Source organism: Actinoplanes sp. KI2, from assembly GCF_025630775.1.
GTDB lineage: Bacteria > Actinomycetota > Actinomycetes > Mycobacteriales > Micromonosporaceae > Actinoplanes.
The window spans coordinates 151,654-174,169 of record NZ_JAOSZE010000010.1 but is presented as its reverse complement, the minus strand read 5'-3'; the positions used below and the strand labels follow the sequence as shown (position 1 = coordinate 174,169).

Genomic DNA, 22,516 nt, shown 5'->3' with positions numbered 1-22,516 from the left:
CCGCCCACCGGCGCGGTCAGCCGTCGCGCTTCGTCGTCCACTTGAACGTGGTCAGGCACAGGGCCAGGGCCAGCACGCACCACAACCCGAGCACCAGGCCGACCATCGGCAGGTTGAAGGAGCCGCCCGGCTCGTGCGCCCCGAACGCCGCCGGCAGGAACACCGAGCGCAGCCCTTGGCAGAGCCACTTCAGCGGGAACAGCGACGCCACGTTCTGCATCCACACCGGCAGGCTGGTGAAGACGAAGAACACCCCGGAGATGAACTGCAGGATCAGCGCCACCGGGGTGACCACCGCCGGCGCGCTGCGACCCGTGCGGGCAACCGACGAGAACGCCACCCCGCACAGGGTGCACGCCGTGATGCCGAGCAGCGACACCCACAGGAAGGTCAGCCATTTCGCCGGTGTGTCCGGCAGCTTCAGGCCGAACAGCAGGGACGACACGGTGAGCAGGAGGACCGTCTCGAGCAGCGCGATGACGGCGACCATCAGCACCTTGCCCGCGAAGTAGACCCATTTCGGCATCGGCGTGCCGAGGAAGCGTTTCAGCACCCCGCGGTCGCGTTCCATCGGGATCTGGATGGCCAGCGCCTGGAAGCCAGCCGTCATCAGGCCGGCGCCGATCATGCCGGTCACGAAGTATTGGGTGAACTTGACGCCGCCGCCGATCTCGCCCTTGAAGATCGAGCCGAATACCAAGATCATGATGGCCGGAAAGGCCAGCGTGAACATGACCTGCTCGCGGCTGCGCAGGAATTGGCGGACCTCGAGGCCGCCCTGCGCAAACCCCAGCTCGAGCGAGCCGGCCCGGCCCGCGGGTTTCGAAGTGGTCGTCACGCCGCGCCCCCGATCATCTCCAGGTAGACGTCCTCCAGGGTCGGCCGGGTCACGGTCAGGCCGGGCACCTCGCCGGAGAAGCGCGCGGCCAGGTCGGCCACCACGGCCGTCGGCGTCGCGCTGCGGGTGCGTTCCCAACCTCCGTCGGGCGTACGCCAGGAAACCGTCGCCAGTGCCGAGTCGCGCCGGCCCAGCGAGCGCGGGGTGTCGACCGCGATCAGCCGGCCCTTGGCGATCACCCCGACCCGGTCGGCCAGCGCCTCCGCCTCCTCCAGGTAGTGCGTGGTCAGCAGGATCGTGGTGCCGCCCGCCTGCAGGTCGCGGATCAGCTGCCAGAACTCGCGCCGCGCCTCGGGGTCGAACCCGGTGGTCGGCTCGTCGAGGAACAGCAGCTCGGGCCGCCCGATGATGCCGAGCGCCACGTCGAGCCGGCGTTTCTGCCCGCCGGAGAGCGTGTGTGTGCGGGCCGCGGCCTTTTCCGCCAGGCCGACCCGCTCGACCACCGTCGCCGGATCGTCGGGCCGGGGGTAGAAGCGCGCGAAGTGCCGCACCACCTCGCCGACGGTCAGCTCGTCGAACTCCCCGGTGCCCTGCAGCACGATGCCGACCCGCTCGCGCCACCGCTTGGCCACCGGGTCGCCGGTGCCGCGCCGGCCCTGTGCCACCGCCGGGTCGACGCCGAGCACGCGGACCTCGCCGTCGTCGCGCCGCCGATAGCCCTCGAGGATCTCCACAGTGGTCGTCTTGCCGGCGCCGTTGGGCCCGAGCAGCGCAAAGACCTCACCGTGGGAAACCTCGAGGTCGACCCCGCCGACCGCGACGTTGTCCCCATAGGCCTTGCGCAGCCCGCGCACCCGGATGGCGGGCTCGTCGACGTCCATGCCGAAAACCCTAGAGCTTGGGTACGACAATCCGCCGTCCCGGGCGGGTCAGTGCGGCACGTCCCGGTAGGCGAGCGTGAGGATCGCGTGCGCGACGAGGGTGGCCTGCTCCTTCGTCTCGTACGGGCCGCAGTGCAGTTCGACGGCGTGCGAGCCGAACAGGACGCGGACCGTCCAGCTGTTCGGATGCCGGTCGTCCTCCCGGCTGTGGTTGACGATCAGCTGGGTGGACGAGCGGACGTTCACCGCCGAGAACTTCTGGCTGGCCGTGGGCCAGGCCCGGAACCAGCCGGGCGCCACCGAGAGCGCCTCGCTGCTCGCCTGGGCCATCGCCCACTGCATCTCCTCCGAAGACGGAGACATCGTCGTGCGCGTCATGCCGTCGCCTCCCACCGACCGATTCGCCGGAGAAACTGCGGAAAATCGTAGAAGGGAGACGGCCAACCCCGAGGCTGAACGCCAGAACTGGCCCGGCGGGACCCGCCGGCGGCAGCTCAGCCTCGGGCGTACGGCTCAGTAGGTGTAGAAGCCCTTGCCGGTCTTGCGGCCCAGGTCGCCCGCGGTGACCATGCGCTGCAGCAGCTCCGGCGGGAAGAACTTCTCGTCCGCGGTGTCCCGGTAGATGTTGCCGGCCGCGTTGAGCATGACGTCCAGCCCGGTCAGGTCCACCGTGGCCAGCGGGCCCATCGCGTGCCCGAAGCCCAGCTTCATCACCGTGTCGAGGTCGGCCGGCGAGACCACGCCCGACTCGACCAGCTTGATCGCCTCGACCAGGAGCGCCGAGAAGAGCCGGTTCGACACGAAGCCGGCCACGTCCCGCTTCACCTCGACGCAGGTCTTGCCGACCTCCTCGGCGAAGTTGCGCGCGGCGGCCAGCGTGTCGTCCGAGGTCTGGTACCCGCGGACCAGCTCGACCAGCTTCATCATCGGCACCGGCGAGAAGAAGTGGATGCCGACCACCGACTCGGGCCGCTCGGTGACCGTGGCGATCTGCGTGATCGGGATGGCCGAGGTGTTCGTGCCGAGCACCGCGCCGGCCTTGCAGATCTTGTCGAGAGCCCGGAAGACCTCGTGCTTGGCCTCGACCTTCTCGTAGATCGCCTCGACCACGACGTCCGCGTCGGCGGCCGCGTCCAGGTCGGTGGTGGGGGTGATCCGGGCGAGTGTGGCGTCCGCCTCCTCCTGGGTGATCTTGCCCTTCGACAGGAAGCGACCCAGGGAATCCCGGATCGCGGCCATGCCGCGGTTGGTCGCGGCGTCGTCGACGTCCCGCATGGTGACCTGCCAGCCGGCCAATGCCGAGACCTGCGCGATGCCCGAGCCCATCAAACCGGAGCCGATGACCGCGAGTCGACCCGCCATGTGCGTTCCCCTTCCGCCGATGCCCGTCCCCGGACGGGCAGGTGCCTCGCGCCCACCCTACCGGGGGTACTTAACGGAGACTCAGGGGTGGTGGACCTTCCCGATCGGGGCAAATCCGGGGAATCGCCCGCGCGACGGTGCCAGACTGTGCGTATGGCCTCAGGCATCGGCTGGTACCTCATCGGGCCAATGATTGCCATCGGCCTGGTCTGCCTGCTCGGCGCGATCTTCTGGCGGATGGGACTGGACGGGACGCTGATCCACGAGGACGGCGGCGATCGCTGCGCCGACGGCCTCGCCATCTTCGGCGAGCCCGACGACTACGGCCTGCTCTGCCCGGTCGCGGTCACCGACGATCCGGACGTGGCCGACGACATCCGGCGGCTGCTCGGCGACGCCGGCATCCGCGCCACCCGGGCCGTCGACCGCGACGGCCGGACGGCGGTGCTGGTCTTCGCCGAGGAGGCCGAGGTGGCCCGCCGCCTGGTCGGCGGCTCGGCGGCCCTCTGAAACCCGGCGACCCTCCGAAAAGCGGCCCGGAAACCGGAAGGCAGCGGTCAGAAGTCGAAGGTGGGCTCGGGCACGTCGGCCCGCTCCACCTCGACACCCAGCTTGGCCAGGTCGGTCACGAAGTCCGGGTAGCCACGGTCGATGTGGTGGACCTCGCCCACCTCGGTCACGCCCTCCGCGCACAGCCCCGCGATCACCAGCCCGGCCCCCGCCCGGATGTCGGTGGCCCGCACCGGCGCGCCGGAGAGTCGTTCCCGGCCGTTGACCACCGCGTGATGTCCGTCGGTGCGGATGTCGGCGCCCAGGCGGACCATCTCGTTCACGAACATGAACCGGCCGTCGAAGATGTTCTCGGTGATCAGCGACGCGCCCTCGGCCACGGCGGCCAAGCCGATCGCCATCGGCAGCAGGTCGGTGGCGAAACCCGGGTACGGCAGCGTCACGATGTCCACCGCGCGGGGACGGTCCTCCATCCGTACCCGGAACTGGTTGTCACCCGGCGTGATCTGCGCACCCGCCGTCACCAACTTGTCCAGCGCGACGTCCAGGAACTCCGGGCGGACCCCGTGGACGATCACGTCGCCGCGGGTCATCGCGGTGGCGAAGGCCCAGGTGCCGCCCACGATGCGGTCGCCGACCGTACGGTGGGTGACCGGGTTGAGCGACTCCACGCCCTCGATGGTCAGTGTCGAGCTGCCGGCGCCGTCGATCCGGGCGCCCATCTCGGTGAGCATCTCGCAGATGTCGACGATCTCGGGTTCCCGGGCGGCGTTGTCGATCTCGGTGACGCCCTTGGCCAGCACCGCCGCCATCAGCAGGTTCTCGGTGGCGCCGACGCTCGGGAAGTCCAGCCAGATCTTGCTGCCGCGCAGGCCGCGCGGTGCCGCGGCGATCACGAAGCCGTGCTCGCCGGAGATCTCCGCGCCCATCCGGGTCAGGCCGGAGAAGTGCATGTCCAGCCCTCGGGAGCCGATCATGTCGCCACCCGGGAGGGCGACCCGCACGTAGCCGCGCCGGGCCAGCAGTGGGCCCAGCACGCAGATCGACGCGCGCAGTCGGCGTACCAGGTCGTAGTCGGCCTCGCTGCCGGGCTCGGCGGGCACGTCGATGGTGGCGTGGCCGCCCTCGAGCGTCGCCTGGCAGCCCAGCCGGCGCAGCACCTCGGCCATGATCGCGATGTCGGTGATCCGGGGAACGTTCTCCACCACGCTGCGGCCCTGCGCGAGCAACGCGACCGCCATCAGCTTGAGCGCCGAGTTCTTGGCGCCGCCGACGCTGACCTCGCCGGCGAGCTGAGCGCCGCCCTTGACCCTGATCACATCCACGCGGGCCATGGTATGGGCCGCGGCGGTTCCGCGCCTCCGTAGGGTGGGTGCATGGCCGTTCACCTCACCCGCATCTACACCCGAACCGGCGACGCCGGCGAGACCAGGCTGGGCAACAACGAGGTCGTCGCGAAGACCGATCCCCGCCTGGCCGCCTACGCCGACACCGACGAGTGCAACGCCTCGCTGGGCGTGGCGCTGGCGCTGGGCAACCTGCCCGAGGACGTGTGCGCCGTGCTCACCGCCGTACAGAACGATCTTTTCGATCTCGGCGCGGACCTGTGCAATCCGATCGCCGAGAACCCGGCCTACCCGCCGCTGCGGGTCACCGAGGACTACGTGACCCGGCTGGAGGGCTGGTGCGACGAGTTCAACGATCGGCTGGCACCGCTCGACAGCTTCATCCTGCCGGGCGGAACCCCGGGCGCGGCCCTGCTGCACGTGTCGCGCACCGTGGCGCGACGTGCCGAGCGTGCGGCCTGGGCGCTGCTGCGGGACGACGCCGAGCGGACCAGCGACCTGCCGGCGAAATACCTGAACCGCCTCTCCGACCTGCTCTTCATCCTGTCCCGGGTGGCCAACCCGGCGGGCGACGTGAAGTGGGTGCCGGGCGGGTCACGCTAGACGAGCAGCTCGCCGTCGATCACCGTGACGGCCTGGCCGGTGAGCAGGGTGCGGTCGCCGGCCAGGGTGACGCGCACGTAGCCGCCGCGCGGGGAGGCCTGGTACCCGGTCAGCTCGGTGCGCCCCAGGCGCGCCGACCAGAACGGCGTCAGCGCGGTGTGCGCGCTGCCGGTCACCGGGTCCTCCTCCACGCCCGCGGCCGCGCCGAAGAAGCGGGACACGAAATCGTAGCCGGCGGACGGGTCGGCGGCCTGGGCAGTGACGATGACGCCGCGGTTCTCCTTGGTGGCGAGCGTGCCCAGATCGGGGCGCAGGCCGCGCACGGTGGCCTCGTCGGCCAGCTCGACCAGCAGGTCGTCGGTGTTCGGCCCGGTGTGCCGGACCGAGACGATCTCGGCGCCGAGCACGCCGGCCAGCCACGACGGCGCTTCGACCGGGCTCAGCGGCGCGGTCGGGAAGTCGAGCGTGATCCACCCGTCGTCGGTCGCGGTGGCGGTCAGCACCCCGCTGAGCGTGGCGAAGCTGGTCTTGTCGCGGCCCAGGACGTGCGCGGTGGCCAGGGTGGCGTGCCCGCAGAGCGCGACCTCGACCGCCGGGGTGAACCAGCGGAGGGCGAAATCGGCCTCGGCGCCGGGCGGCAGGGGGTGCAGGAAGGCGGTCTCGGAGAGGTTGACCTCGGCGGCGACCCGCTGCATCCACTCGGTTTCGGGAAAGGCGGAGAGCACCACGACACCGGCGGGGTTACCCGCGAAGGGCTGAGCAGTGAACGCGTCGACGATCTGGATCCGCATGCCTCGACCCTAGGACCGGGCGCCACCGGAGTTCAGCGGCCAATATGCAACGAGCGGCCCTCGGCGACCGGCCGGAGATCAGTGGTCGGCCGGGCGGGGCCGGACGGTCGGGCGAGGGCTGAGGCTGCCGGGCTGCCCGGGCGGGGCGGCCTCGAGCCAGGAGAGAAAGCCGGTGGCGGTCGACTCGGCCATGGCGATCTCGATCTCGCCGGCGTCGCCGTTGCGACATCGCAGGACCGCCCAGTGGGCCGGCATGGTGAGGCGCTCGGGACCATCCGGCGCTCGGCGCTGCTCGACCACCAGGACGGTGCGGTCGAGCACCCGTTTAGGGCGGAACGCGAGGCTGAACATCCGGTGGAAACGGAACTCGTCGCCGACGAACTGGCCGATGCCGGTGGACCAGCCGCGGCCCGGTACCAGCGTGCTGACCCGGGCCTGCAGGCGGATGGTGCCACCGCCGAGCATGAGCAGGCGCTGGCGGAAGAAGATCACAAAGAGCAGCGCGAGCAGCGCGGCGATGCAGATCCCGAAGACTTCCAGAATCCGCATCGCCGGAGGTCAGCGCGACTCGGGGGTGGCGGGTACGGCGCTCTCGGCGAGGACGGTCACGCCGTCGGCATCGATCGAGAGGAAGCCGCCGCTCACGTCGTAGGTCAACTGCTCGCCGCCGGCGAGCTTGACCCGCACCTGGGACGGCTCCTTGAGCAGGCCCAGAAGCGGCGCGTGACCGGGCAGCACACCGATCTCACCCTCGGTGGTCCGTGCGACTAGCATCTCGGCCTCGCCGGACCAGATTCGCTCCTCGACGGCGACAACCTTGACGGGCAGCTGGTTGGCCACGCTGTCTCCCTGTTCAGCCGGTGTTACCGAATGGGTGAAGTCTAAACGGCGAGGTGGTCGGCCGAGGTGGGGGGTGGCGACCACCACACTCGCACTACGCGTTGGTGCTGAAGTACTCCGGGTGTTCGAACAGGAAGTTCGGCAGGCGGTCCTCGGTGACGGCGGTGAAAAAGTCGGTGGCGCTCGGGTCCAGCCCCTCCCCGAGGTAGGCCCCGCCCTCGTAAAGCGACTTTCCGGGCAGCTTGATCAACGTCATGGTGCCGGCCCGGATGTTCTTGAGCGCGAAACCCCAGTCGACCACGTCGTGGCCCTTGCCGTCGAAGATCAGCGCGCTGCCGGCCGCCTTCAGCACCCGGTCCAGGGTGACCGGGTTGGTGACCACGTCCCTGCTCAGGGCCTGCTGCGCCATCGCCTTGACGAACTGCTGCTGGTGCCGCTGCCGGTCGTAGTCGCCGTTGGGCAGGCCGTAGCGCTGCCGGACGTAGTCGAGCGCCTGCCAGCCGGCGAAGTGGTAGGTGCCGACCTTGTACTCGGCCTGCGGCCCGTAGTACGGGTGGGCGCAGGTGTCACCGGCGCACCGGGCGTACCTCGGGCGGGGTTTGCCGTTCGGCTGCAGGTGCTCGGACTTCACGTTCTGGTCGACCGTCAGGGTGACGCCGCCCATGGCGTCCACGATCCGCTTGAAGCCGCCGAAGTTGACGATCGCGCCGGCGTCGAACCGCTGGATGCCGGTGAGCCGCTGCACGGTCTTGGCCAGCAGGTCGAAGCCCTGCGCCGGGTCGTGCTTGCCGTCGCCGACCGCGCTGCCGTACCCCATCGCGGCGTTGATCTTCGAGCGGTCGCCCCGGAACCCGGTCTTCGCGAAGGGCGGGATGTCCACCACCAGGTCGCGCGGGATCGAGAACAGGTACGCCTGGTCCATCCCGGCCGGGACGTGCACCACGATGATCGAGTCGGAGAGCGGGGTCTGCTCGTCGTTCCGCGGGTCGATGCCGGCCAGCAGGATGTTCAGCGGGCCCTTGATGTCGGAGACCTTCTCGGGCTCGTCGAACAGGTCCTTGGTCTGCACGGCGCCGGCGTACCGGGCGAGCACCAACTGGCTGGCGACCAGCGCGCCGCCGCTGAGGAACATCAGGACGCAGCCGACGATCGCGCAGAGCCGGGCCCACAGCGGCGCGCGACGCTTGCCAGGCTTGGCCATCACAGGGTGCCCAACGGCCGCCGGGTACCCCGGGAAACGGATGAGCCGCACCCACCTTCCGGCGGATACGGCTCATCGCGCGAGCGAAGCGGAGCCAGCTAGCTCAGCCCTTCATGAGCTCGTGCGCGTTGCGCTCGAGGTCCTCCAGGCCGCCGCACATGAAGAAGGCCTGCTCGGGGAAGTGGTCGTACTCGCCCTCGCTGATCTTCTTGAACGCCTCGATGGTCTCCTTCAGCGGGACCGTCGAGCCGGGAACGCCGGTGAACTGCTCGGCCGCGTACGTGTTCTGCGAGAGGAAGCGCTCGATGCGGCGGGCCCGCTGCACCGTGACCTTGTCCTCCTCGGAGAGCTCGTCCATACCGAGGATGGCGATGATGTCCTGCAGGTCCTTGTACTTCTGCAGGATCCGCTGCACCTCGCGGGCGACCGTGTAGTGCTCGGCGCCCACGTACTCCGGCGCGAGGATCCGCGAGCTGGAGGCCAGCGGGTCCACGGCGGGGTAGATGCCCTTGTCGGAGATCGACCGCTCGAGGTTGGTGGTCGCGTCCAGGTGGGCGAACGTGGTGGCCGGCGCCGGGTCGGTGTAGTCGTCGGCGGGCACGTAGATCGCCTGCAGCGAGGTGATCGCCTTGCCCCGGACCGAGGTGATCCGCTCCTGCAGCTCGCCCATCTCGTCGGCCAGCGTTGGCTGGTAACCCACGGCGGACGGCATGCGGCCGAGCAGGGTGGAGACCTCGGAACCGGCCTGGGTGAACCGGAAGATGTTGTCGATGAAGAGCAGCACCTCCTGGTTCTGGACGTCCCGGAAGTACTCCGCCATGGTCAGCGCGGAGAGCGCCACCCGCAGACGGGTGCCCGGCGGCTCGTCCATCTGGCCGAAGACGAGGGCGGTCTTGTCGAGAACGCCACCCTCCTCCATCTCCAGGATGAGGTCGTTGCCCTCGCGGGTGCGCTCACCCACGCCGGCGAACACCGACGTACCGCCGAAGTTGCGGGCAACCCGGATGATCATCTCCTGGATGAGCACCGTCTTGCCCACGCCCGCGCCGCCGAACAGGCCGATCTTGCCACCGCGCACGTACGGCGCGAGCAGGTCGAGCACCTTGATGCCGGTCTCCAGCATCTCGGTCTTCGGCTCGAGGTCGGCGAACGCCGGCGGCTTGCGGTGGATCGACCAGCGCTCCTTGATGTCCAGGGTCGACGGGTCGGCGTTGAGCACGTCGCCGAGGGCGTTGAACACGTGGCCCTTGGTCACGTCGCCGACCGGCACCGAGATCGGCGCGCCGGTGTCGGTGACCTCGGCGCCCCGGATCAGGCCGTCGGTCGGCTGCATCGAGATCGCGCGGACCAGGTTGTCGCCCAGGTGCTGGGCGACCTCCAGGGTCAGCTTCTTGGTGCCCTCGGAGAGGGTCACCTCGACATGCAGCGCGTTGAAGATGTCGGGCATGGCGTCACGCGGGAACTCGGCGTCGACGACCGGGCCGATGACCCGGACGACGCGGCCGACGCCGGTCTCCGCCTTGGTGGGCTCAGCAACAGCAGTCATCACACATCACTTCCCGCCGCGGCCAGCGCGTTGGCGCCGCCGACGATCTCACTGATTTCCTGGGTGATCGCAGCCTGCCGCGCGGAGTTCATCTCGCGCGTGTACCGCTTGAGCAGGTCGTCCGCGTTGTCCGACGCGCTCTTCATCGCCCGCCGCCGGGACGCCGACTCGCTGGCGGCCGAGTCCAGCAACGCCGCGTAGATCCGCGTGTTGAGGTACTTCGGCAGCAGCGCGTCGAGCAGCTCGTCGGCGTCCGGCTCGAACTCGTACGCGGGGCGCAGACCCGGCTCCGCCTCGCGCTCCGTGACCTGCATCGGCGCCAGGAAGTGCGCCTCGGCACTCTGGGTCATGAGCGACTTGAACCGCGTGCTCACGATGTGCAGCTCGTCGACGCCCTGGATGCTGTCCGGTCCGAAGTGCGCCTCGGCGTCGTCCGCGCCCGCCACGAAGGCCTCCAGCAGCGCGTCGCCGATCCTCTTCGCGTCCGCGAAGGACGGCCGCTCGGAGAACCCGGTCCAGCTGGCCTCGATCGGCCGGTTACGGAACCGGTAGTAGCCGACGCCCTTGCGGCCGACCACGTACAGCACCGCGTCCTTGCCGTCCGCCTTGAGCCGCTGGATCAGCTGCTCGGCGGTGCGGATGGCGTTGGCGTTGTAGGCGCCGGCCAGACCGCGGTCACTGGTGATCAGCAGGACGCCCGCGCGCCGGACCCGCTCGCGCGGGACCAGCAGCGGGTTGTCGATCGTCGCGTTGGACGCCAGTGCGGTCAGGACCTGAGTGATCGCCTCCGCGTACGGCTTGGAGGCGGCCACCCGCTCCTGGGCCTTGGCGATGCGGCTGGTGGCGACCAGCTCCTGCGCCTTGGCGATCTTCTTCGTCGACCGGACGGTGCGGATGCGCCGCCGGAGGGCCTGTACCTGACCGGCCATGACTAGCCCTCGTCCGAGTGGTGAACCTCGCGGGTCACCGTCTCGCGGGTCTCGCGACCCTCGGCGAGCGCCTCGGCGTCCGGCTCGTTGAGCTTGATGCCGGTGTCGCCCTGCTTGAAGAGCTCCTTGAACTCGTCCAGGCCGGACTTCAGGCTCTCGATGTTGTCGTCGGTCAGGTTGTTCGTCGACTCGATCGCGGTGTACGTGTCCTTACGGTGCCGCTTGATCCACTGCAGCATCTCGGCCTCGAAGCGGCGCACGTCGCCGACCTCGATGTCGTCCAGCTGCCCGGTGGTGCCGGCCCAGATGACGATCGTCTCGTCGGTCACCGAGTACGGCGAGTACTGCGGCTGCTTGAGCAGCTCGACCAGGCGTACGCCCTTCTCCAGCTGGGCGCGGGACGCCTTGTCCAGATCGGACGCGAACGCCGAGAACGCCTCCAGCTCACGGAACTGGGCGAGGTCGAGGCGGAGCCGGCCGGACACGCTCTTCATGCCCTTGACCTGCGCCGAACCGCCCACCCGGGACACCGAGGTGCCGACGTTGATCGCCGGGCGGACACCGGAGGCGAACAGGTCGGACTCCAGGAAGATCTGGCCGTCGGTGATCGAGATGACGTTGGTCGGGATGTAGGCCGAGATGTCGTTGGCCTTGGTCTCGATGATCGGCAGGCCGGTCATCGAGCCGCCGCCCAGCTCGTCGGAGAGCTTCGCGCAGCGCTCGAGCAGCCGGGAGTGCAGGTAGAAGACGTCGCCCGGGTAGGCCTCGCGGCCCGGCGGGCGGCGCAGCAGCAGGGACACCGCGCGGTACGCCTCGGCCTGCTTGGTCAGGTCGTCGAAGACGATCAGGACGTGCTTGCCGGCGTACATCCAGTGCTGGCCGATGGCCGAGCCGGTGTAGGGCGCGATGTACTTGAAGCCGGCCGGGTCCGAGGCGGGGGCGGCGACGATGGTGGTGTACTCCATCGCGCCCTGCTCCTCCAGGGTGCCCTTGATCGAGGCGATGGTGGTCGCCTTCTGGCCGATCGCCACGTAGATGCAGCGCACCTGCTTGGCCGGGTCGCCGGAGGCCCAGTTGGCCTTCTGGTTGATGATCGTGTCGATCGCGACCGTGGTCTTCCCGGTCTTGCGGTCGCCGATGATCAGCTGGCGCTGGCCGCGGCCGATCGGCGTCATGGCGTCGATCGCCTTGATGCCGGTCTGCAGCGGCTGCTTCACCGGCTGCCGGGCCATCACGTTCGGCGCCTGCAGCTCGAGCTCGCGGAAGCCCTCGTTGTCGATCTCGCCGCGGTCGTCGATCGGCCGGCCCAGCGGGTCGACCACGCGACCGAGGAAGCCGTCGCCGACCGGCACCGAGAGGACCCGGCCGGTCCGCTTGACCTGACCGCCCTCCTCGATACCGGCGTAGTCACCGAGAACCACGGCGCCGATCTCGCGGACGTCGAGGTTCAGGGCGACACCCAGCGTGCCGTCCTCGAATTCGAGCAGTTCGTTCGCCATGGTCGAGGGCAGGCCCTCGACGTGCGCGATGCCGTCGCCCGCATCGGAGACGATGCCGACCTCCTCGCGGGAGACCTTGGGCGTAACGGACAAGACGTAGCGCTCTAGCGCCCCCCGGATCTCGTCCGAGGAGATGGTCAGCTCGGCCATCCTCTGCCTTCTCTGTCTAGCTCGGGACGTCGCCGCCGCCGAGGGGCCTGCTCGATCAGCAGCTACGCCGCGGACCGAGGGGAAGAAACACTATTTAGCGAACGCCTGCCGTGCCGCGTTGAGCCGCGACAGGATCGTGCCGTCGTAGAGGTCGGAGCCGACCCGGACGCTGACACCCCCGAGGATCGAGGGGTCGACGTCCACCTTCAGCGAGACCGGCCGGTCGTAGAGCTGCGCGAGCTTGGCAGCCAGCGCCTGCTCGTCGGCGTCGCCCAGCGGGCGGGCCACCGTCACGTACGCGACCTCGCGATCGCGTTTCGCGGCCGTCAGCTCGACCAGCCTGGTCAGCGAGGAGTCGAAGCGGCGACCGAGGAAACCCTCGAGTGCCACCTCGACGAGCCGGAGCGTCGCCGGCTGGGTCTTGCCCCTGAGCAAGTCCTCCACCAGCTTAACCCGGCTCGCCGTCGGCGCACCCGGGTCACTCAGCGTGACGGCAAGCTCGGCGTTGCCATCGACGATCTGCCCGAAGCGGAACAGCTCGTCCTCGACGTCGGCGAGCGTGCCCGCCTTCTCCGCCGACCGCAGCACGGCCTCGACGCCGAGACGCTCGGTGGCGTCCAGCAGGTCGGCCGGCCGGGAGAACCGGCCGGAGACCAGCGTGGTCAGCGTGTCGACGGCCGCCTCGGACAGCTTGCCGGCCAGCAGCGAGCGCAGCAGCTCGGCCCGATCGGCACCGGGCCGCGCCGGGTCGGTCAGCGCCCGGCGCAGCGCGGGCTGGGCCCGCAGCAGACCGGCCACCGACAGGATCTCGTCAGCGACCGTGGCCAGCTGCGCGGCCGTGGCCGAGCCGGTCCCGGCGGTGAGCTTGTCCACCGCCGAGAGGTAGGCCTGCTGGCTGACGCTCGACGCCATCAGCGTCCGCCCGTCGAGCCGGCCGAGTCGAGCTCGGCGATGAAGCGCTCGACCGTGCCGCGGCTGCGCGCCTCGTCGGCGAGCGACTCACCGACGATCCGGCCGGCCAGTTCGACGGCCAGCTCGCCGACCTCGGACCGCAGGTCACGCACGATGCTCTCGCGCTGCGCGGCGAGCTGCTCACGGCCGGCCGTGATGATCCGGTCGGACTCCTCGCGAGCCTTCGCCAGCACGTCCTGGCGGATGCCCTCGGCGTCGGCCCGGGCCTCGTCGCGGATGCGAGCGGCCTCGGTCCGGGCCTCGGACAGCTGCGCCCGGTACTGCTCGAGCAGCTGGTTGGCCTCGGCCTGAGCGGCCTCGGCGCGCTTGATGCCGCCCTCGATCGCGTCCACCCGCGCCGCGAACGTCTTCTCCATCTGCGGGAAGACGAACTTCATCAGCACGAAGCAGAGCACGCCGAACGCGATGGTCCCGAGCAGGACTTCCTGCCAGATCGGAGAGATCGGGTTGTGCTTCTCGGTGGTGGCGGCCTCTGCAAGCAGAGTCGTAATCATTTACAGAACCTCCTTCGAGGCGGAGGAGTGTTGCTCAGCCAGCCCAGATGAAGCCGAAGGCGATGCCGAGGAGCGCGAGCGCCTCGACCACGGCGAAGCCGATCCAGACGTACGGCAGGGTCAGGCGCGAGGACTCGGGCTGACGCGCGGTCGACTGGATGTAGGCCGAGAAGACCAGGCCGACGCCGATGCCGGGGCCGATGGCGGCGAGACCGTAGCCGATGGCGGCGGTGCTACCGGTGACAGCAGCGATATCCATCATTTTCAGTTCCTCCAGGTATCTCGCGTGAATCGGTTTCACGCGGGACGACAACGGGGTGTTACTGGTGGTGCAAGGGGGTGGTGCTCAGTGCTCGTCGGCGAGCGCGCCCTGGACGTAGCTCGCCGTCAGCACCGTGAAGACGTAGGCCTGGAGACAGATCACCAGGAACTCGAGGAAGGTCAGGGCGATGGTCATCACCCACGACACCAGCGAGAAGGGGAGGAACCAGATGTTGGCGTTCAGCATCGCGAAGCCGCCGAGCGTGAACACCAGCAGCAGCATGTGGCCGGCGAACATGTTGGCGAAAAGTCGGACAGCCAGCGAGAACGGCCGGACCAGGAAGTTCGAGAAGAACTCGATCGGGATCAGCAACGGCAGGATGAACCACGGCGCCGGCGGAATGAGCGCGGTCTTGAAGTACTTCACAAAACCGTGGTGCCGGATGCCGACCCAGATGAACAACACATAGCTGATCACCGCGAGAACCGCCGGGAAGGCGATGTGCGAGTTCGGTGAAATCTGAACGAACGGGACGATGCCCCAGAAGTTGTTCAGCAGAATGAAGGAGAACAACGTCGCCAGGTACGGCGCGAAGCGCACGCCGGCGGGGCCGATCATCTCGATCGCGATGTTGTTCCGCACGAAACCGTAGACGCTCTCGGCGAGCCACTGCCTCTTGGTCGGGACCAGCTGCGGCTTCCGGTAGGTCACCAGGAAGAAAATGATGATCAGCGCGGTCGTGAGCCAGACCAGCGCGGTGATCTTGGTGAACCAGGGATTGTCGTGCTCGCCCCACGGCAGGATGCTCGGCAGGTAGAAGTCCTCGACGCTCGGCGGGAACGGAACGTCTGCGAGGACCATCGATTGAACGGCCACCGTAGCCCTTTCCTGTCAGGCGCCCAGACGGCGCACGATGAGGTAGACACCACCGGCCATGCCAACGACCGCGCCGATGCCGGCGAAGATGCCCCTGGTCCCCACCCAGTGGTCGACCAGCCAACCGATCCCGCCCCACACCAACATGCCCGAGATGAGGTAAGCGACGGCCGTCATGCCCATACCCGTATCGGGTGGCTTAGGACCGTCGTCCCCATGGGGATTCTTGGGAGGTTCCTGACCGGTCATGACGGCCCGAACGATATCAGCAGGGGAGACGAGGCTAAGCGGGACCCCCCGCACAACCGCAGTTGTCCAGGCGTCAGGGGTCTCGCAACTGGATGGACACGGTACTCCCCCTTCGCGAGAACCGGACACGCCACGTCGTTTCACGTCACCGTTTCGTGGTCAACAAACCACGAATGAGGCGTTTACCGAGGTTAAACGGTATGTAGAAGATCACTTTGGGGGACGGATCGCGGTGAACCACCAGGCCTGCACACCCGTCCAGGCGATCACCCCGGCCACGATCCCCCAGCCGAGTGCGGTCTTCCCGGTCCACGCGGTGTTCACCCCGTAGGCCAGCGCCACCCCCAGAACCACGCATTTCAGCACGTACGTAAGCATCGCCAGCGGCATCAGCAGGGCCGGGCGCACGGTGTCCGCCCACGCGATGACCAGGGTGGACATCGTGTAGCTGATGGTCACGATCAACACACCGAGCCCAGCGCCGACCGCGGACGCGGCCCCGCCGGCGAGAAATCCGACCGAGGCGGCACAGAGCAGCAGGGCCACCGAGACGGCGCTCAGGAACGGCAGGTGCGCCACCCGCCACCGTGGATCGGCGGGCAACGGCGGCAGATCGGGCAGCGGCGTGTCGTCATCCCCCAGATCAAAACCTTGCCTGGGTACGCCCGGCAGCGTCACCGCCGGCTCGGTGCCGTTAGACCGCTCAGTCATGCCATCACTTCCTGCCGTGCGTACGCCGGGAACCTCTCGGTCAGCGCCGCTACCTCGTCCGCGACGTCGGCCAGGCGGGTCGCCCCCGCCGACGTGTCCGGATCACTGCGTACCGCGGCCCCGATCAGCCGCCCGACCAGCCGCATCTCATCCTCGCGCATCCCCTGCGTGGTCACGCTCGGCGAGCCCACCCGGATGCCGGACGCCACCGCGGGCGGCTGCGGGTCGAACGGTATCGCGTTCTTGTTCAGCGTGATCCGGGCCAGGTCACACCGCGTCTCCGCGTCGCGCCCGGTGACACCCAGGTCGCGCAGGTCGGCGAGCACGAGGTGGGTGTCGGTGCCCCCGGCGACCGGGCGCATGCCCTCGGTGGCCAGCGCCACCGACAGCGCCCGCGCGTTGTCGACGACCTGCTGGGCGTACGCCTGGAAGGACGGGCCGGACGCCTCCCGCAGGGCGACCGCCTTGGCCGCGATCGCATGCATCATCGGACCGCCCTGGCAGAACGGGAAGACCGCCTTGTCGACGCGCTGGGCGAGGCCGGCGCGAGACAGGATCATGCCACCGCGGGGACCGCGCAGCACCTTGTGAGTGGTGCAGGTGACCACGTCCGCGTGCGGCACCGGCGACGGGATCGCCCGCCCGGCCACCAGGCCGATGAAGTGCGCGGCATCGACCATCAGGTAGGCGCCCACCTCGTCGGCGATCTCCCGGAACCGGGCGAAGTCGATCAGCCGCGGGTACGTCGTGGCGCCACAGATGATCAGCTTGGGCCGATGCGCGAGCGCCAGGTCGCGTACCTCGTCGTAGTCGATCTCCTCGGTGTGCGGGGACACCCGGTAGCCGATCGGGTGGAACCACTTCCCGGAGAAGTTGACCCGGCTGCCGTGGGTCAGGTGCCCGCCGTGCGGCAGCTCCATGGCCAGCACGACGTCGCCGGGCTCGGCCAGCGCCGCGAACGCCGCCAGGTTCGCCGAGGCCCCCGAGTGCGGCTGCACGTTGGCGTGCTCGGCCCCGAACAGGTCCCTCGCCCGATCGATGGCGAGAAGCTCGGCCCGGTCCACCTCGCCGCAGCCGCCGTAGTAGCGCGCGCCCGGGTAGCCCTCGGCGTACTTGTCGTTGAGGGTCGAGCCGAGCGCGGCCAGCACGGCCGGCGAGGTGAAGTTCTCGCTCGCGATCAGCTGCAGGCCGCCGCGCTGCCGGGCCAGTTCATCACGGAGGACATGGGCGATCTCCGGATCCTCGCGCTCGAGATACGCGAAATCCGGGCCCCAGAAGGTGTCCACGTGCCCTCCCCCGCTAGGCAACGCCGCCAAAAAAGAAGCATATGGCTTCAAAGGCTCGCCAAAGGGCACACTCTGCGGTTATGCGGTGCTTGGTGACCGGTGCGACGGGATACATCGGCGGCCGGCTCGCGCCCCGGCTGCTCGCCGCCGGCCACGAGGTGCGCTGCCTGTCCCGCAGCGCGGCCCGGCTCCGCGACGTACCCTGGCACGCCCGGGTCGAGGTGGCCGAGGGCGACCTGACCGACCGGGCGTCGCTGCGCGCCGCGCTCGAGGGCATCGAGGTGGCGTACTTCCTGGTCCACTCGCTGGGCCGGCGCGACTTCGAGCGGATCGACCGCTGCGCGGCCGACTGCTTCTCGGCCGCCTGCCGCGATGCGGGCGTCCGGCGCATCATCTACCTCGGCGGCCCCGAGCCACCGGCCGGCGAGCGCGCCTCGGCCCACCTGCGCTCCCGCGCCGAGGTGGCCCGAATCCTCCAGGACAGCGGCATCCCGGCCGTGGTGCTGCGCGCCCCGGTGATCATCGGCTCCGGCTCGGCCTCGTTCGAGATGCTGCGCTACCTCACCGAGCGACTGCCGATCATGGTCACCCCGCGCTGGGTGGGCAACCGGATCCAGCCCATCGCGGTCCGCGACGTGCTCTCCTACCTGATCGCGGCCATGACCCTGCCGCCCGGCGGGTACGACATCGGCGGCGCCGACGTGCTCAGCTACGCCGACATGATGCAGCGGTACGCCCGGGTGGCCGGCCTCCGCCGCCGGGTGATCGTGCCGACCCGGGTGCTCAGCCCGTGGCTGTCCGCGCACTGGGTCGGACTGATCACACCGGTGCCGAACAGCATCGCCCGGCCGCTGGTCGCCAGCGTCGTGCACGAGGCGGTGGCCACCGACGCGTCGATCCGTTCGCTGGTGCCCTCGATCCGGCCGATCGGCTTCGACGAGGCGGTCCGCCTGGCCCTCTGCAAGATCCGCAACGCCGACGTGGAGACCCGCTGGTCGAGCGCGGCCGGCCGGGACGCCGCCGCCGAGCCGCTGCCCAGCGACCCGGACTGGTCCGGCGGAAGCGTCTACGTCGACGAGCGCAGCCGCACCGTGGACGCGCCGGTCTCCGCCCTGTGGCGGGTGATCGAGGGTGTCGGCGGGGAGAACGGGTGGTACTCGTTCCCGCTGGCCTGGTCGGTGCGGGGATGGCTGGATCGGCTGGTCGGCGGGGTGGGGCTGCGGCGGGGGCGGCGCGATCGGCATCGCCTGCGGGTCGGCGAGGCGCTCGACTGGTGGCGGGTGGAAGAGATCGTGCCGGGGTCGTTGCTGCGGTTGCGGGCCGAGATGCGGGTGCCGGGACGAGCCTGGCTGGACATGTCGGCGTCGTCCGACGGCGCCGGCCGCAGCGTCTATCGGCAGCGGGCGGTGTTCCTGCCGCGCGGGCTGGCGGGGCACGCGTATTGGGCGTCGGTGGCCCCGTTCCACGGGGTCGTCTTCAGCGGGATGGCGCGGAACATCGCGTCGCGGGCCGAGGGAATCGCCGCCGAGGCGGTAGCCGAGGAGCCGCCGGACGTTGTCGCGTAGGGCCGGCGCCGGCCCTGGCGCGGCGAGAACATCGGCCGGGACTACCCGGCCCGGACCGCCGGCCGAGGCCACGCCATGATCACGGCGGCGGCGACGGTGAGCAGGCCGGCGACCGCCCAGATCAGCGTGAGCGTCCCACCGTGCGAGCCGTCCGCCATGGTCGGGTCCGGCGAGCCGTGCGGGTAGGCCATCACCTCGTATGCCTGGCGGTAGAACCGGTAGGCGGGCAGCGCGGCGGCGGCGAGGCCGGCTGTGGCCAGGGCCGTCGCGAGTCGGCGGCGGGCGATCGCGGCTATCAGGAGCCAGCCGGCGAGCAGGCCGACGACGGTCCCGGCGACGGTAAGCGGCCGCAGCACGGCGGGCTCGACCGACCACATCTTGATGGTGAAGTGGGCTTCGCCGGTGTTGAGGGAGCCGGTGATGACCGAGCCGTCGGCGTACATCTCCAGCCCGTCGCTGGTCGCTGTCCAGATGCCGAACTTGGTCGGGATGGTGAAGTCCTGGTCTTCGGGCCCGGCGCTGGTCCCGTCGATCTCCCGGAACGACGTGATCCGCCACCCGGCGCCGGTCAGCGCGTCGCGGATTCGGGAGGCCGACCAGTCCGTGGTTCCGTCGGCGAGGATCTCGACGATCGGTCCCCGCTGCGCCGATGTTTCGCGGTAGAGCGGGGCGTCGGCAGGTATGCCGGTCAGGGTGGCGTTGAGGGCCTGCACCTCCCGGTCCGACGGGACGGCGGAGGCGGTCCGCCAGGCGATCCAGGTGCCGGCCGCGGCGCCGACGCCACCCAGCACGGCGGCGGCGAGCAGGGCGGCCACCCAGGCGAGGGGACGCCGGGCGGGCAGTTTGAAGCGCTGCCGCAGGCCGGAGAGGAGCAGGTGGAGGCCGGGCCGGCGGCCGTCCTCGGCCATCTCCAGCAGGGTGGTGAGGATCTCGGTGCCGCGATGGTCGCGGTAGGACCGGGGGTAGGCCCAGAGCAATCGCCGATAGTGCCGTTCGGTGCGGGTGGTCACAGCGCACCCCCGAACGCGGGCCGCAGCCGGGCGGCGGCCGCGTCGGCGTTGCGCCGCAGCCGCTCGACCTGGGCGGTCAGGGCGGCGGCCCCGGACTCGGTGAGCCGGTAGTAGCGGCGGAGCCTGCCGTCGACGGCCTCCTCCCGGTCGATCTCGACGAGGCCCTGGTCGGTGAGCCGGTCGAGCGCGCCATACAGGGTGCCGGGCCGCAGCACGACCTCGCCCTGGGACAGCTGGTCGACGGCACGGATCACGCCATACCCGTGGGTCGGCTCGGCCGCGAGGGCGGTGAGAATGAGAAACGTCGGCTCCTGCATGGCGGCCGATGCTACCTCAGCCGATATATAACGCCAAGCGTCATATGCTAGGGCGCGGCGGCTCGGGTCAGGCGGTCGCGGATGGCCAGCCAGTCCTCGGCGTCCGGGGGCTGCTGGACCAGGATCGTGTCCACGCCGGCGTCGTCCAGGCGGTGCAGGGCCGCGTACAGGTCGGCGGCGTACTCGCGCGGATCGGCCGAGAGCACCTCGGCGTCGGGGACGGCGGCTCCCTCGTACGTGAGGATGCCGGTCTTCTCCGGAACGTCGAGCGCACGCACGTCGGGAACCAGCACCAGCGCGGCCCGCGGCGCGTAGTGGCGGCGGCTCATGCCGGGTGACGGGCGGGCCGTGCCGTCGGCCGTCTCGGCGTCGCGCAGGGCGATCGCCCCGGTCACGTCGCGCAGGGCGCGCAACGCCAGCGCACCGGGGCGCAGCAGGGTCGGCACCGGCGTGGTCAGGTCGAGGACCGTCGACTCGATGCCCCACGAGCTCGGGCCGCCGTCGAGGACCAGGGGCACCTCGGGGAGACTGCGCAGCACGTGCTCGGCGGTCGTCGGCGAGATGCTCTCCGAGCGGTTGGCGCTGGGCGCGGCGAGCGGCAGGCCGACCGCCGCCAGCAGGCGGAGCGCCACCTCGTGGGCGGGGATGCGGATGGCGATCGTGTCGTTGTCGGCGCCCACGCCGGTCAGGTGCGGCGCACGGCGGACCACCATGGTCAGCGGGCCGGGCCAGAACGCGTCGGCCAGGCGGTCGGCCGTCCCGGGCCACTCCGCCGCAAGGGCTCGGGCCGCGGCCACGTCCGCCACGTGGACGATCAGCGGGTTCCAGGACGGTCGGTTCTTCAGGCGGTAGACCTCGCCGATCGCCTTGGCCGAGAACGCATCGGCGCCCAGGCCGTACACCGTCTCGGTGGGGAAGGCGACCACCGACTCGGCGCGCAGCAGGTCGACGGCGGCGGCGATGCCGGATTCGTCGGGCCGGGCGATGCGGCCCGGTACGGACGAGCCGGTCACGAGAGCAGGAGCTTGGCGAACGGGACGGTGGTGTCCTCGATCTCGTCGCCGATGCGCTGGAACGTCTGGTCGCCGCGGCCCCACGGGTCGTCGAGGTCGTCGCCGGGCAGCGGGGACTCGGAGCCGCGCAGGTGGTTGACCGCCTCGGTGATGGCGACGCCGCGGGCGTGCACCGTCTCGGCGTCGTCGCCGGCCGGCGGCAGGGTCGCGGTGTCGACGGCGCCGAGCAGGCGACCGAACTCGCCCATCACGAAGGTGTGGTCGGCCGCGTCGGGGCGCAGGGCCACCACGTAGTCGTACTGGTCGGCGGTGGCGGTGAGGATCAGGTCGGCCTCGTCGATGAAGTCGCCGCGCAGCTTGCGGGCCTCGAAGCCGGAGGTCTCGCCGCCGCGGGCGCGGACCAGGCGGGCGGCCGGGGGGTTCATCTCCTCGCCCTCGTGCCAGCCGCCGGTGCCGGCGCTGACGCTGCGGATCAGACCGTCACCGCCGCGGTCGCGCACGGCGCGGGCGAGCAGTCGCTCGGCCATCGGCGACCGGCAGATGTTGCCCATGCAGACGTGCAGAACGGTGAAGGGAGTCACCGCACTCACGCCTCAGCCGCCACGATATCGGGCGCCACGTCGCGGAGCTTTTCGAAGGGGATCGCGCCGGCCCGCAGCACCCGCGGCACCTCGCCGGTCACGTCGATGATCGTGCTGGGCGCGGGGTCGAGCGCCGGGCCGGCCTCGAGGTAGACGCGGACCGCGTACTCCAACTGGTCGCGGGCCTCCTCGGCGGTGGTGGGGGCCGGCCGGCCGACCTTGTTGGCCGTGGTGACCGCCATCGGGCCGACCTCGCGCAGCACCTCGAGGGCGACCGGGTGCAGCGGCATGCGGACCGCGACGTTGCCGCCGGTCTCGCCGAGATCCCACTGCAGGCTGGGGGTGTGCTCGACATACAGGGTGAGCGCGCCCGGCCAGAACGCGTCGGCGAGCTCGCGCGCCGCCTTGGTCAGCGAGTAGGTCAGGCCGTCGAGGGTGTGCCGAGAGCCGATCAGCACCGGCGGGGGCACCCGGTTGGTCACGCTGCGGGCGTGGTGCAGCGCGGTGATCGCGTGCGGGGTGAACGCGTCCGCGCCGATGCCGTACACCGTGTCGGTGGGCAGCACGGCCAGCTCACCGCTCTTGACCGCCTCGACGGCGGCAGCGATGCCGCGATCGCGGTCCGCGGTGGTACGGCAGTCGTAGAGCATCACACCGTGCAGTCTGCCACGTGGCGGCGCGCCG

27 protein-coding genes are annotated in these 22,516 nt (G+C 70.4%); 3 read left to right on the top strand and 24 right to left on the bottom strand.

All coding sequences use genetic code 11. The features are described from left to right. Positions 1 to 16: 16 nt before the first annotated feature. The 4 genes from ODJ79_RS12970 to ODJ79_RS12955 form a co-directional block, all read right to left on the bottom strand. The gene (locus ODJ79_RS12970; protein WP_263023636.1) at positions 17 to 838 is read right to left on the bottom strand and encodes an ABC transporter permease; all 822 of its coding nucleotides are present in this window, start codon (positions 836 to 838) and stop codon (positions 17 to 19) included. Continuing rightward, positions 835 to 1,719, bottom strand: a complete 885-nt coding sequence (locus ODJ79_RS12965; protein ID WP_263023635.1) for an ABC transporter ATP-binding protein — start codon at positions 1,717 to 1,719, stop codon at positions 835 to 837. Before ODJ79_RS12965 ends, ODJ79_RS12970 begins: the two co-directional genes overlap by 4 nt. 48 nt (positions 1,720 to 1,767) lie before the next feature. Next, on the bottom strand, positions 1,768 to 2,097 hold the full coding sequence (locus tag ODJ79_RS12960; protein ID WP_263023634.1) for a hypothetical protein: 330 nt from the start codon (positions 2,095 to 2,097) through the stop codon (positions 1,768 to 1,770). A 135-nt stretch (positions 2,098 to 2,232) separates the two neighbouring features. Continuing rightward, positions 2,233 to 3,081 carry a 3-hydroxyacyl-CoA dehydrogenase family protein gene (locus ODJ79_RS12955; RefSeq protein WP_263023633.1) on the bottom strand — a complete coding sequence of 283 codons (849 nt, stop codon included), beginning with the start codon at positions 3,079 to 3,081 and terminating at the stop codon, positions 2,233 to 2,235. A gap of 153 nt (positions 3,082 to 3,234) precedes the next feature. Between ODJ79_RS12955 and ODJ79_RS12950 the strand changes: the two genes are divergently transcribed. After that, a complete protein-coding gene (locus ODJ79_RS12950) occupies positions 3,235 to 3,591 on the top strand; it encodes a hypothetical protein (protein WP_263023632.1) in 357 nt (118 codons plus the stop codon). Between the two features lie 47 nt (positions 3,592 to 3,638). Here ODJ79_RS12950 and murA read toward each other — a convergent pair whose 3' ends face one another. Then, on the bottom strand, positions 3,639 to 4,925 hold the full coding sequence (murA, locus tag ODJ79_RS12945) for a UDP-N-acetylglucosamine 1-carboxyvinyltransferase (protein WP_263023631.1): 1,287 nt from the start codon (positions 4,923 to 4,925) through the stop codon (positions 3,639 to 3,641). A gap of 42 nt (positions 4,926 to 4,967) precedes the next feature. On the opposite strand from murA, the gene ODJ79_RS12940 reads away from it, so the two are divergent. Next, the gene (locus ODJ79_RS12940) at positions 4,968 to 5,540 is read left to right on the top strand and encodes a cob(I)yrinic acid a,c-diamide adenosyltransferase (protein WP_263023630.1); all 573 of its coding nucleotides are present in this window, start codon (positions 4,968 to 4,970) and stop codon (positions 5,538 to 5,540) included. Here ODJ79_RS12940 and ODJ79_RS12935 read toward each other — a convergent pair. From ODJ79_RS12935 to glyA, 14 genes are all read right to left on the bottom strand, one after another. Further along, complete coding sequence (locus ODJ79_RS12935) at positions 5,537 to 6,331, bottom strand: PhzF family phenazine biosynthesis protein (RefSeq protein ID WP_263023629.1); 795 nt, start codon at positions 6,329 to 6,331, stop codon at positions 5,537 to 5,539. The two genes, ODJ79_RS12940 and ODJ79_RS12935, sit on opposite strands and share 4 nt — an antisense overlap. Before the next feature lie 78 nt (positions 6,332 to 6,409). Beyond that, a complete protein-coding gene (locus tag ODJ79_RS12930; protein ID WP_263023628.1) occupies positions 6,410 to 6,880 on the bottom strand; it encodes a DUF2550 domain-containing protein in 471 nt (156 codons plus the stop codon). A 9-nt stretch (positions 6,881 to 6,889) separates the two neighbouring features. Further along, positions 6,890 to 7,171 (bottom strand): F0F1 ATP synthase subunit epsilon, encoded by a 282-nt coding sequence (locus ODJ79_RS12925; protein ID WP_263023627.1) that lies wholly within the window; start codon positions 7,169 to 7,171, stop codon positions 6,890 to 6,892. 94 nt (positions 7,172 to 7,265) lie between these two features. After that, positions 7,266 to 8,372: an LCP family protein gene (locus ODJ79_RS12920; protein ID WP_263023626.1), complete on the bottom strand. Its 1,107-nt coding sequence runs from the start codon at positions 8,370 to 8,372 to the stop codon at positions 7,266 to 7,268. A gap of 103 nt (positions 8,373 to 8,475) precedes the next feature. After that, positions 8,476 to 9,918: a F0F1 ATP synthase subunit beta gene (gene atpD, locus ODJ79_RS12915; protein WP_263023625.1), complete on the bottom strand. Its 1,443-nt coding sequence runs from the start codon at positions 9,916 to 9,918 to the stop codon at positions 8,476 to 8,478. After that, positions 9,918 to 10,847, bottom strand: coding sequence for a F0F1 ATP synthase subunit gamma (locus ODJ79_RS12910; RefSeq protein WP_263023624.1), 930 nt, complete (start codon positions 10,845 to 10,847; stop codon positions 9,918 to 9,920). Before ODJ79_RS12910 ends, atpD begins: the two co-directional genes overlap by 1 nt. 2 nt (positions 10,848 to 10,849) lie before the next feature. Next, positions 10,850 to 12,496: a F0F1 ATP synthase subunit alpha gene (gene atpA, locus ODJ79_RS12905; protein ID WP_263023623.1), complete on the bottom strand. Its 1,647-nt coding sequence runs from the start codon at positions 12,494 to 12,496 to the stop codon at positions 10,850 to 10,852. 90 nt (positions 12,497 to 12,586) lie between these two features. Continuing rightward, positions 12,587 to 13,408, bottom strand: a complete 822-nt coding sequence (locus ODJ79_RS12900) for a F0F1 ATP synthase subunit delta (protein ID WP_263023622.1) — start codon at positions 13,406 to 13,408, stop codon at positions 12,587 to 12,589. Continuing rightward, a complete protein-coding gene (locus ODJ79_RS12895) occupies positions 13,408 to 13,962 on the bottom strand; it encodes a F0F1 ATP synthase subunit B (protein ID WP_263023621.1) in 555 nt (184 codons plus the stop codon). The genes ODJ79_RS12900 and ODJ79_RS12895 overlap by 1 nt, the downstream gene beginning before the upstream one ends. Before the next feature lie 34 nt (positions 13,963 to 13,996). Further along, the gene (locus ODJ79_RS12890) at positions 13,997 to 14,221 is read right to left on the bottom strand and encodes an ATP synthase subunit C (RefSeq protein ID WP_026206045.1); all 225 of its coding nucleotides are present in this window, start codon (positions 14,219 to 14,221) and stop codon (positions 13,997 to 13,999) included. Between the two features lie 87 nt (positions 14,222 to 14,308). Beyond that, positions 14,309 to 15,085: a F0F1 ATP synthase subunit A gene (gene atpB, locus ODJ79_RS12885; RefSeq protein ID WP_263023620.1), complete on the bottom strand. Its 777-nt coding sequence runs from the start codon at positions 15,083 to 15,085 to the stop codon at positions 14,309 to 14,311. Positions 15,086 to 15,115: 30 nt separating this feature from the next. After that, positions 15,116 to 15,277: an AtpZ/AtpI family protein gene (locus tag ODJ79_RS12880; protein ID WP_263023619.1), complete on the bottom strand. Its 162-nt coding sequence runs from the start codon at positions 15,275 to 15,277 to the stop codon at positions 15,116 to 15,118. Between the two features lie 282 nt (positions 15,278 to 15,559). Beyond that, positions 15,560 to 16,060 (bottom strand): hypothetical protein, encoded by a 501-nt coding sequence (locus tag ODJ79_RS12875; protein WP_263023618.1) that lies wholly within the window; start codon positions 16,058 to 16,060, stop codon positions 15,560 to 15,562. After that, a complete protein-coding gene (gene glyA, locus ODJ79_RS12870) occupies positions 16,057 to 17,346 on the bottom strand; it encodes a serine hydroxymethyltransferase (protein ID WP_263023617.1) in 1,290 nt (429 codons plus the stop codon). The genes ODJ79_RS12875 and glyA overlap by 4 nt, the downstream gene beginning before the upstream one ends. Before the next feature lie 80 nt (positions 17,347 to 17,426). Here glyA and ODJ79_RS12865 point away from each other — a divergent pair, with 80 nt between their 5' ends. Next, entirely contained in the window at positions 17,427 to 18,911 is a 1,485-nt protein-coding gene (locus tag ODJ79_RS12865; protein WP_263023616.1) for an SDR family oxidoreductase, read from the top strand. Positions 18,912 to 18,952: 41 nt separating this feature from the next. Here the strand turns inward: ODJ79_RS12865 and ODJ79_RS12860 are convergent, their stop codons facing one another. The 5 genes from ODJ79_RS12860 to ODJ79_RS12840 are packed head-to-tail and all read right to left on the bottom strand — an operon-like array spanning position 18,953 to position 22,482. Then, a complete protein-coding gene (locus ODJ79_RS12860; RefSeq protein WP_263023615.1) occupies positions 18,953 to 19,921 on the bottom strand; it encodes a hypothetical protein in 969 nt (322 codons plus the stop codon). Beyond that, positions 19,918 to 20,238, bottom strand: coding sequence for a PadR family transcriptional regulator (locus ODJ79_RS12855; protein ID WP_263023614.1), 321 nt, complete (start codon positions 20,236 to 20,238; stop codon positions 19,918 to 19,920). Before ODJ79_RS12855 ends, ODJ79_RS12860 begins: the two co-directional genes overlap by 4 nt. Before the next feature lie 47 nt (positions 20,239 to 20,285). After that, positions 20,286 to 21,251: an L-threonylcarbamoyladenylate synthase gene (locus tag ODJ79_RS12850; protein WP_263023613.1), complete on the bottom strand. Its 966-nt coding sequence runs from the start codon at positions 21,249 to 21,251 to the stop codon at positions 20,286 to 20,288. Next, positions 21,248 to 21,832: a phosphotyrosine protein phosphatase gene (locus ODJ79_RS12845; protein ID WP_263023694.1), complete on the bottom strand. Its 585-nt coding sequence runs from the start codon at positions 21,830 to 21,832 to the stop codon at positions 21,248 to 21,250. The genes ODJ79_RS12850 and ODJ79_RS12845 overlap by 4 nt, the downstream gene beginning before the upstream one ends. A 5-nt stretch (positions 21,833 to 21,837) precedes the next feature. Next, entirely contained in the window at positions 21,838 to 22,482 is a 645-nt protein-coding gene (locus ODJ79_RS12840) for an L-threonylcarbamoyladenylate synthase (protein ID WP_263023693.1), read from the bottom strand. Positions 22,483 to 22,516 lie beyond the last annotated feature (34 nt).

Bases quoted from the DNA above. Each gene is read 5' to 3' on its own strand.
- atpB (WP_263023620.1), bottom strand. From the start codon at position 15,085: ATGGTCCTCGCAGACGTTCCGTTCCCGCCGAGCGTCGAGGACTTCTAC.
- ODJ79_RS12910 (WP_263023624.1), bottom strand. From the start codon at position 10,847: ATGGCCGGTCAGGTACAGGCCCTCCGGCGGCGCATCCGCACCGTCCGG.
- ODJ79_RS12965 (WP_263023635.1), bottom strand. From the start codon at position 1,719: ATGGACGTCGACGAGCCCGCCATCCGGGTGCGCGGGCTGCGCAAGGCC.
- ODJ79_RS12930 (WP_263023628.1), bottom strand. From the start codon at position 6,880: ATGCGGATTCTGGAAGTCTTCGGGATCTGCATCGCCGCGCTGCTCGCG.
- atpD (WP_263023625.1), bottom strand. From the start codon at position 9,918: ATGACTGCTGTTGCTGAGCCCACCAAGGCGGAGACCGGCGTCGGCCGC.
- ODJ79_RS12890 (WP_026206045.1), bottom strand. From the start codon at position 14,221: ATGGATATCGCTGCTGTCACCGGTAGCACCGCCGCCATCGGCTACGGT.
- ODJ79_RS12935 (WP_263023629.1), bottom strand. From the start codon at position 6,331: ATGCGGATCCAGATCGTCGACGCGTTCACTGCTCAGCCCTTCGCGGGT.
- ODJ79_RS12855 (WP_263023614.1), bottom strand. From the start codon at position 20,238: ATGCAGGAGCCGACGTTTCTCATTCTCACCGCCCTCGCGGCCGAGCCG.
- ODJ79_RS12940 (WP_263023630.1), top strand. From the start codon at position 4,968: ATGGCCGTTCACCTCACCCGCATCTACACCCGAACCGGCGACGCCGGC.
- ODJ79_RS12920 (WP_263023626.1), bottom strand. From the start codon at position 8,372: ATGGCCAAGCCTGGCAAGCGTCGCGCGCCGCTGTGGGCCCGGCTCTGC.
- ODJ79_RS12900 (WP_263023622.1), bottom strand. From the start codon at position 13,408: ATGGCGTCGAGCGTCAGCCAGCAGGCCTACCTCTCGGCGGTGGACAAG.
- ODJ79_RS12895 (WP_263023621.1), bottom strand. From the start codon at position 13,962: ATGATTACGACTCTGCTTGCAGAGGCCGCCACCACCGAGAAGCACAAC.
- murA (WP_263023631.1), bottom strand. From the start codon at position 4,925: ATGGCCCGCGTGGATGTGATCAGGGTCAAGGGCGGCGCTCAGCTCGCC.
- ODJ79_RS12840 (WP_263023693.1), bottom strand. From the start codon at position 22,482: ATGCTCTACGACTGCCGTACCACCGCGGACCGCGATCGCGGCATCGCT.
- ODJ79_RS12955 (WP_263023633.1), bottom strand. From the start codon at position 3,081: ATGGCGGGTCGACTCGCGGTCATCGGCTCCGGTTTGATGGGCTCGGGC.
- ODJ79_RS12880 (WP_263023619.1), bottom strand. From the start codon at position 15,277: ATGACGGCCGTCGCTTACCTCATCTCGGGCATGTTGGTGTGGGGCGGG.
- ODJ79_RS12875 (WP_263023618.1), bottom strand. From the start codon at position 16,060: ATGACTGAGCGGTCTAACGGCACCGAGCCGGCGGTGACGCTGCCGGGC.
- ODJ79_RS12950 (WP_263023632.1), top strand. From the start codon at position 3,235: ATGGCCTCAGGCATCGGCTGGTACCTCATCGGGCCAATGATTGCCATC.
- ODJ79_RS12865 (WP_263023616.1), top strand. From the start codon at position 17,427: ATGCGGTGCTTGGTGACCGGTGCGACGGGATACATCGGCGGCCGGCTC.
- atpA (WP_263023623.1), bottom strand. From the start codon at position 12,496: ATGGCCGAGCTGACCATCTCCTCGGACGAGATCCGGGGGGCGCTAGAG.
- ODJ79_RS12960 (WP_263023634.1), bottom strand. From the start codon at position 2,097: ATGACGCGCACGACGATGTCTCCGTCTTCGGAGGAGATGCAGTGGGCG.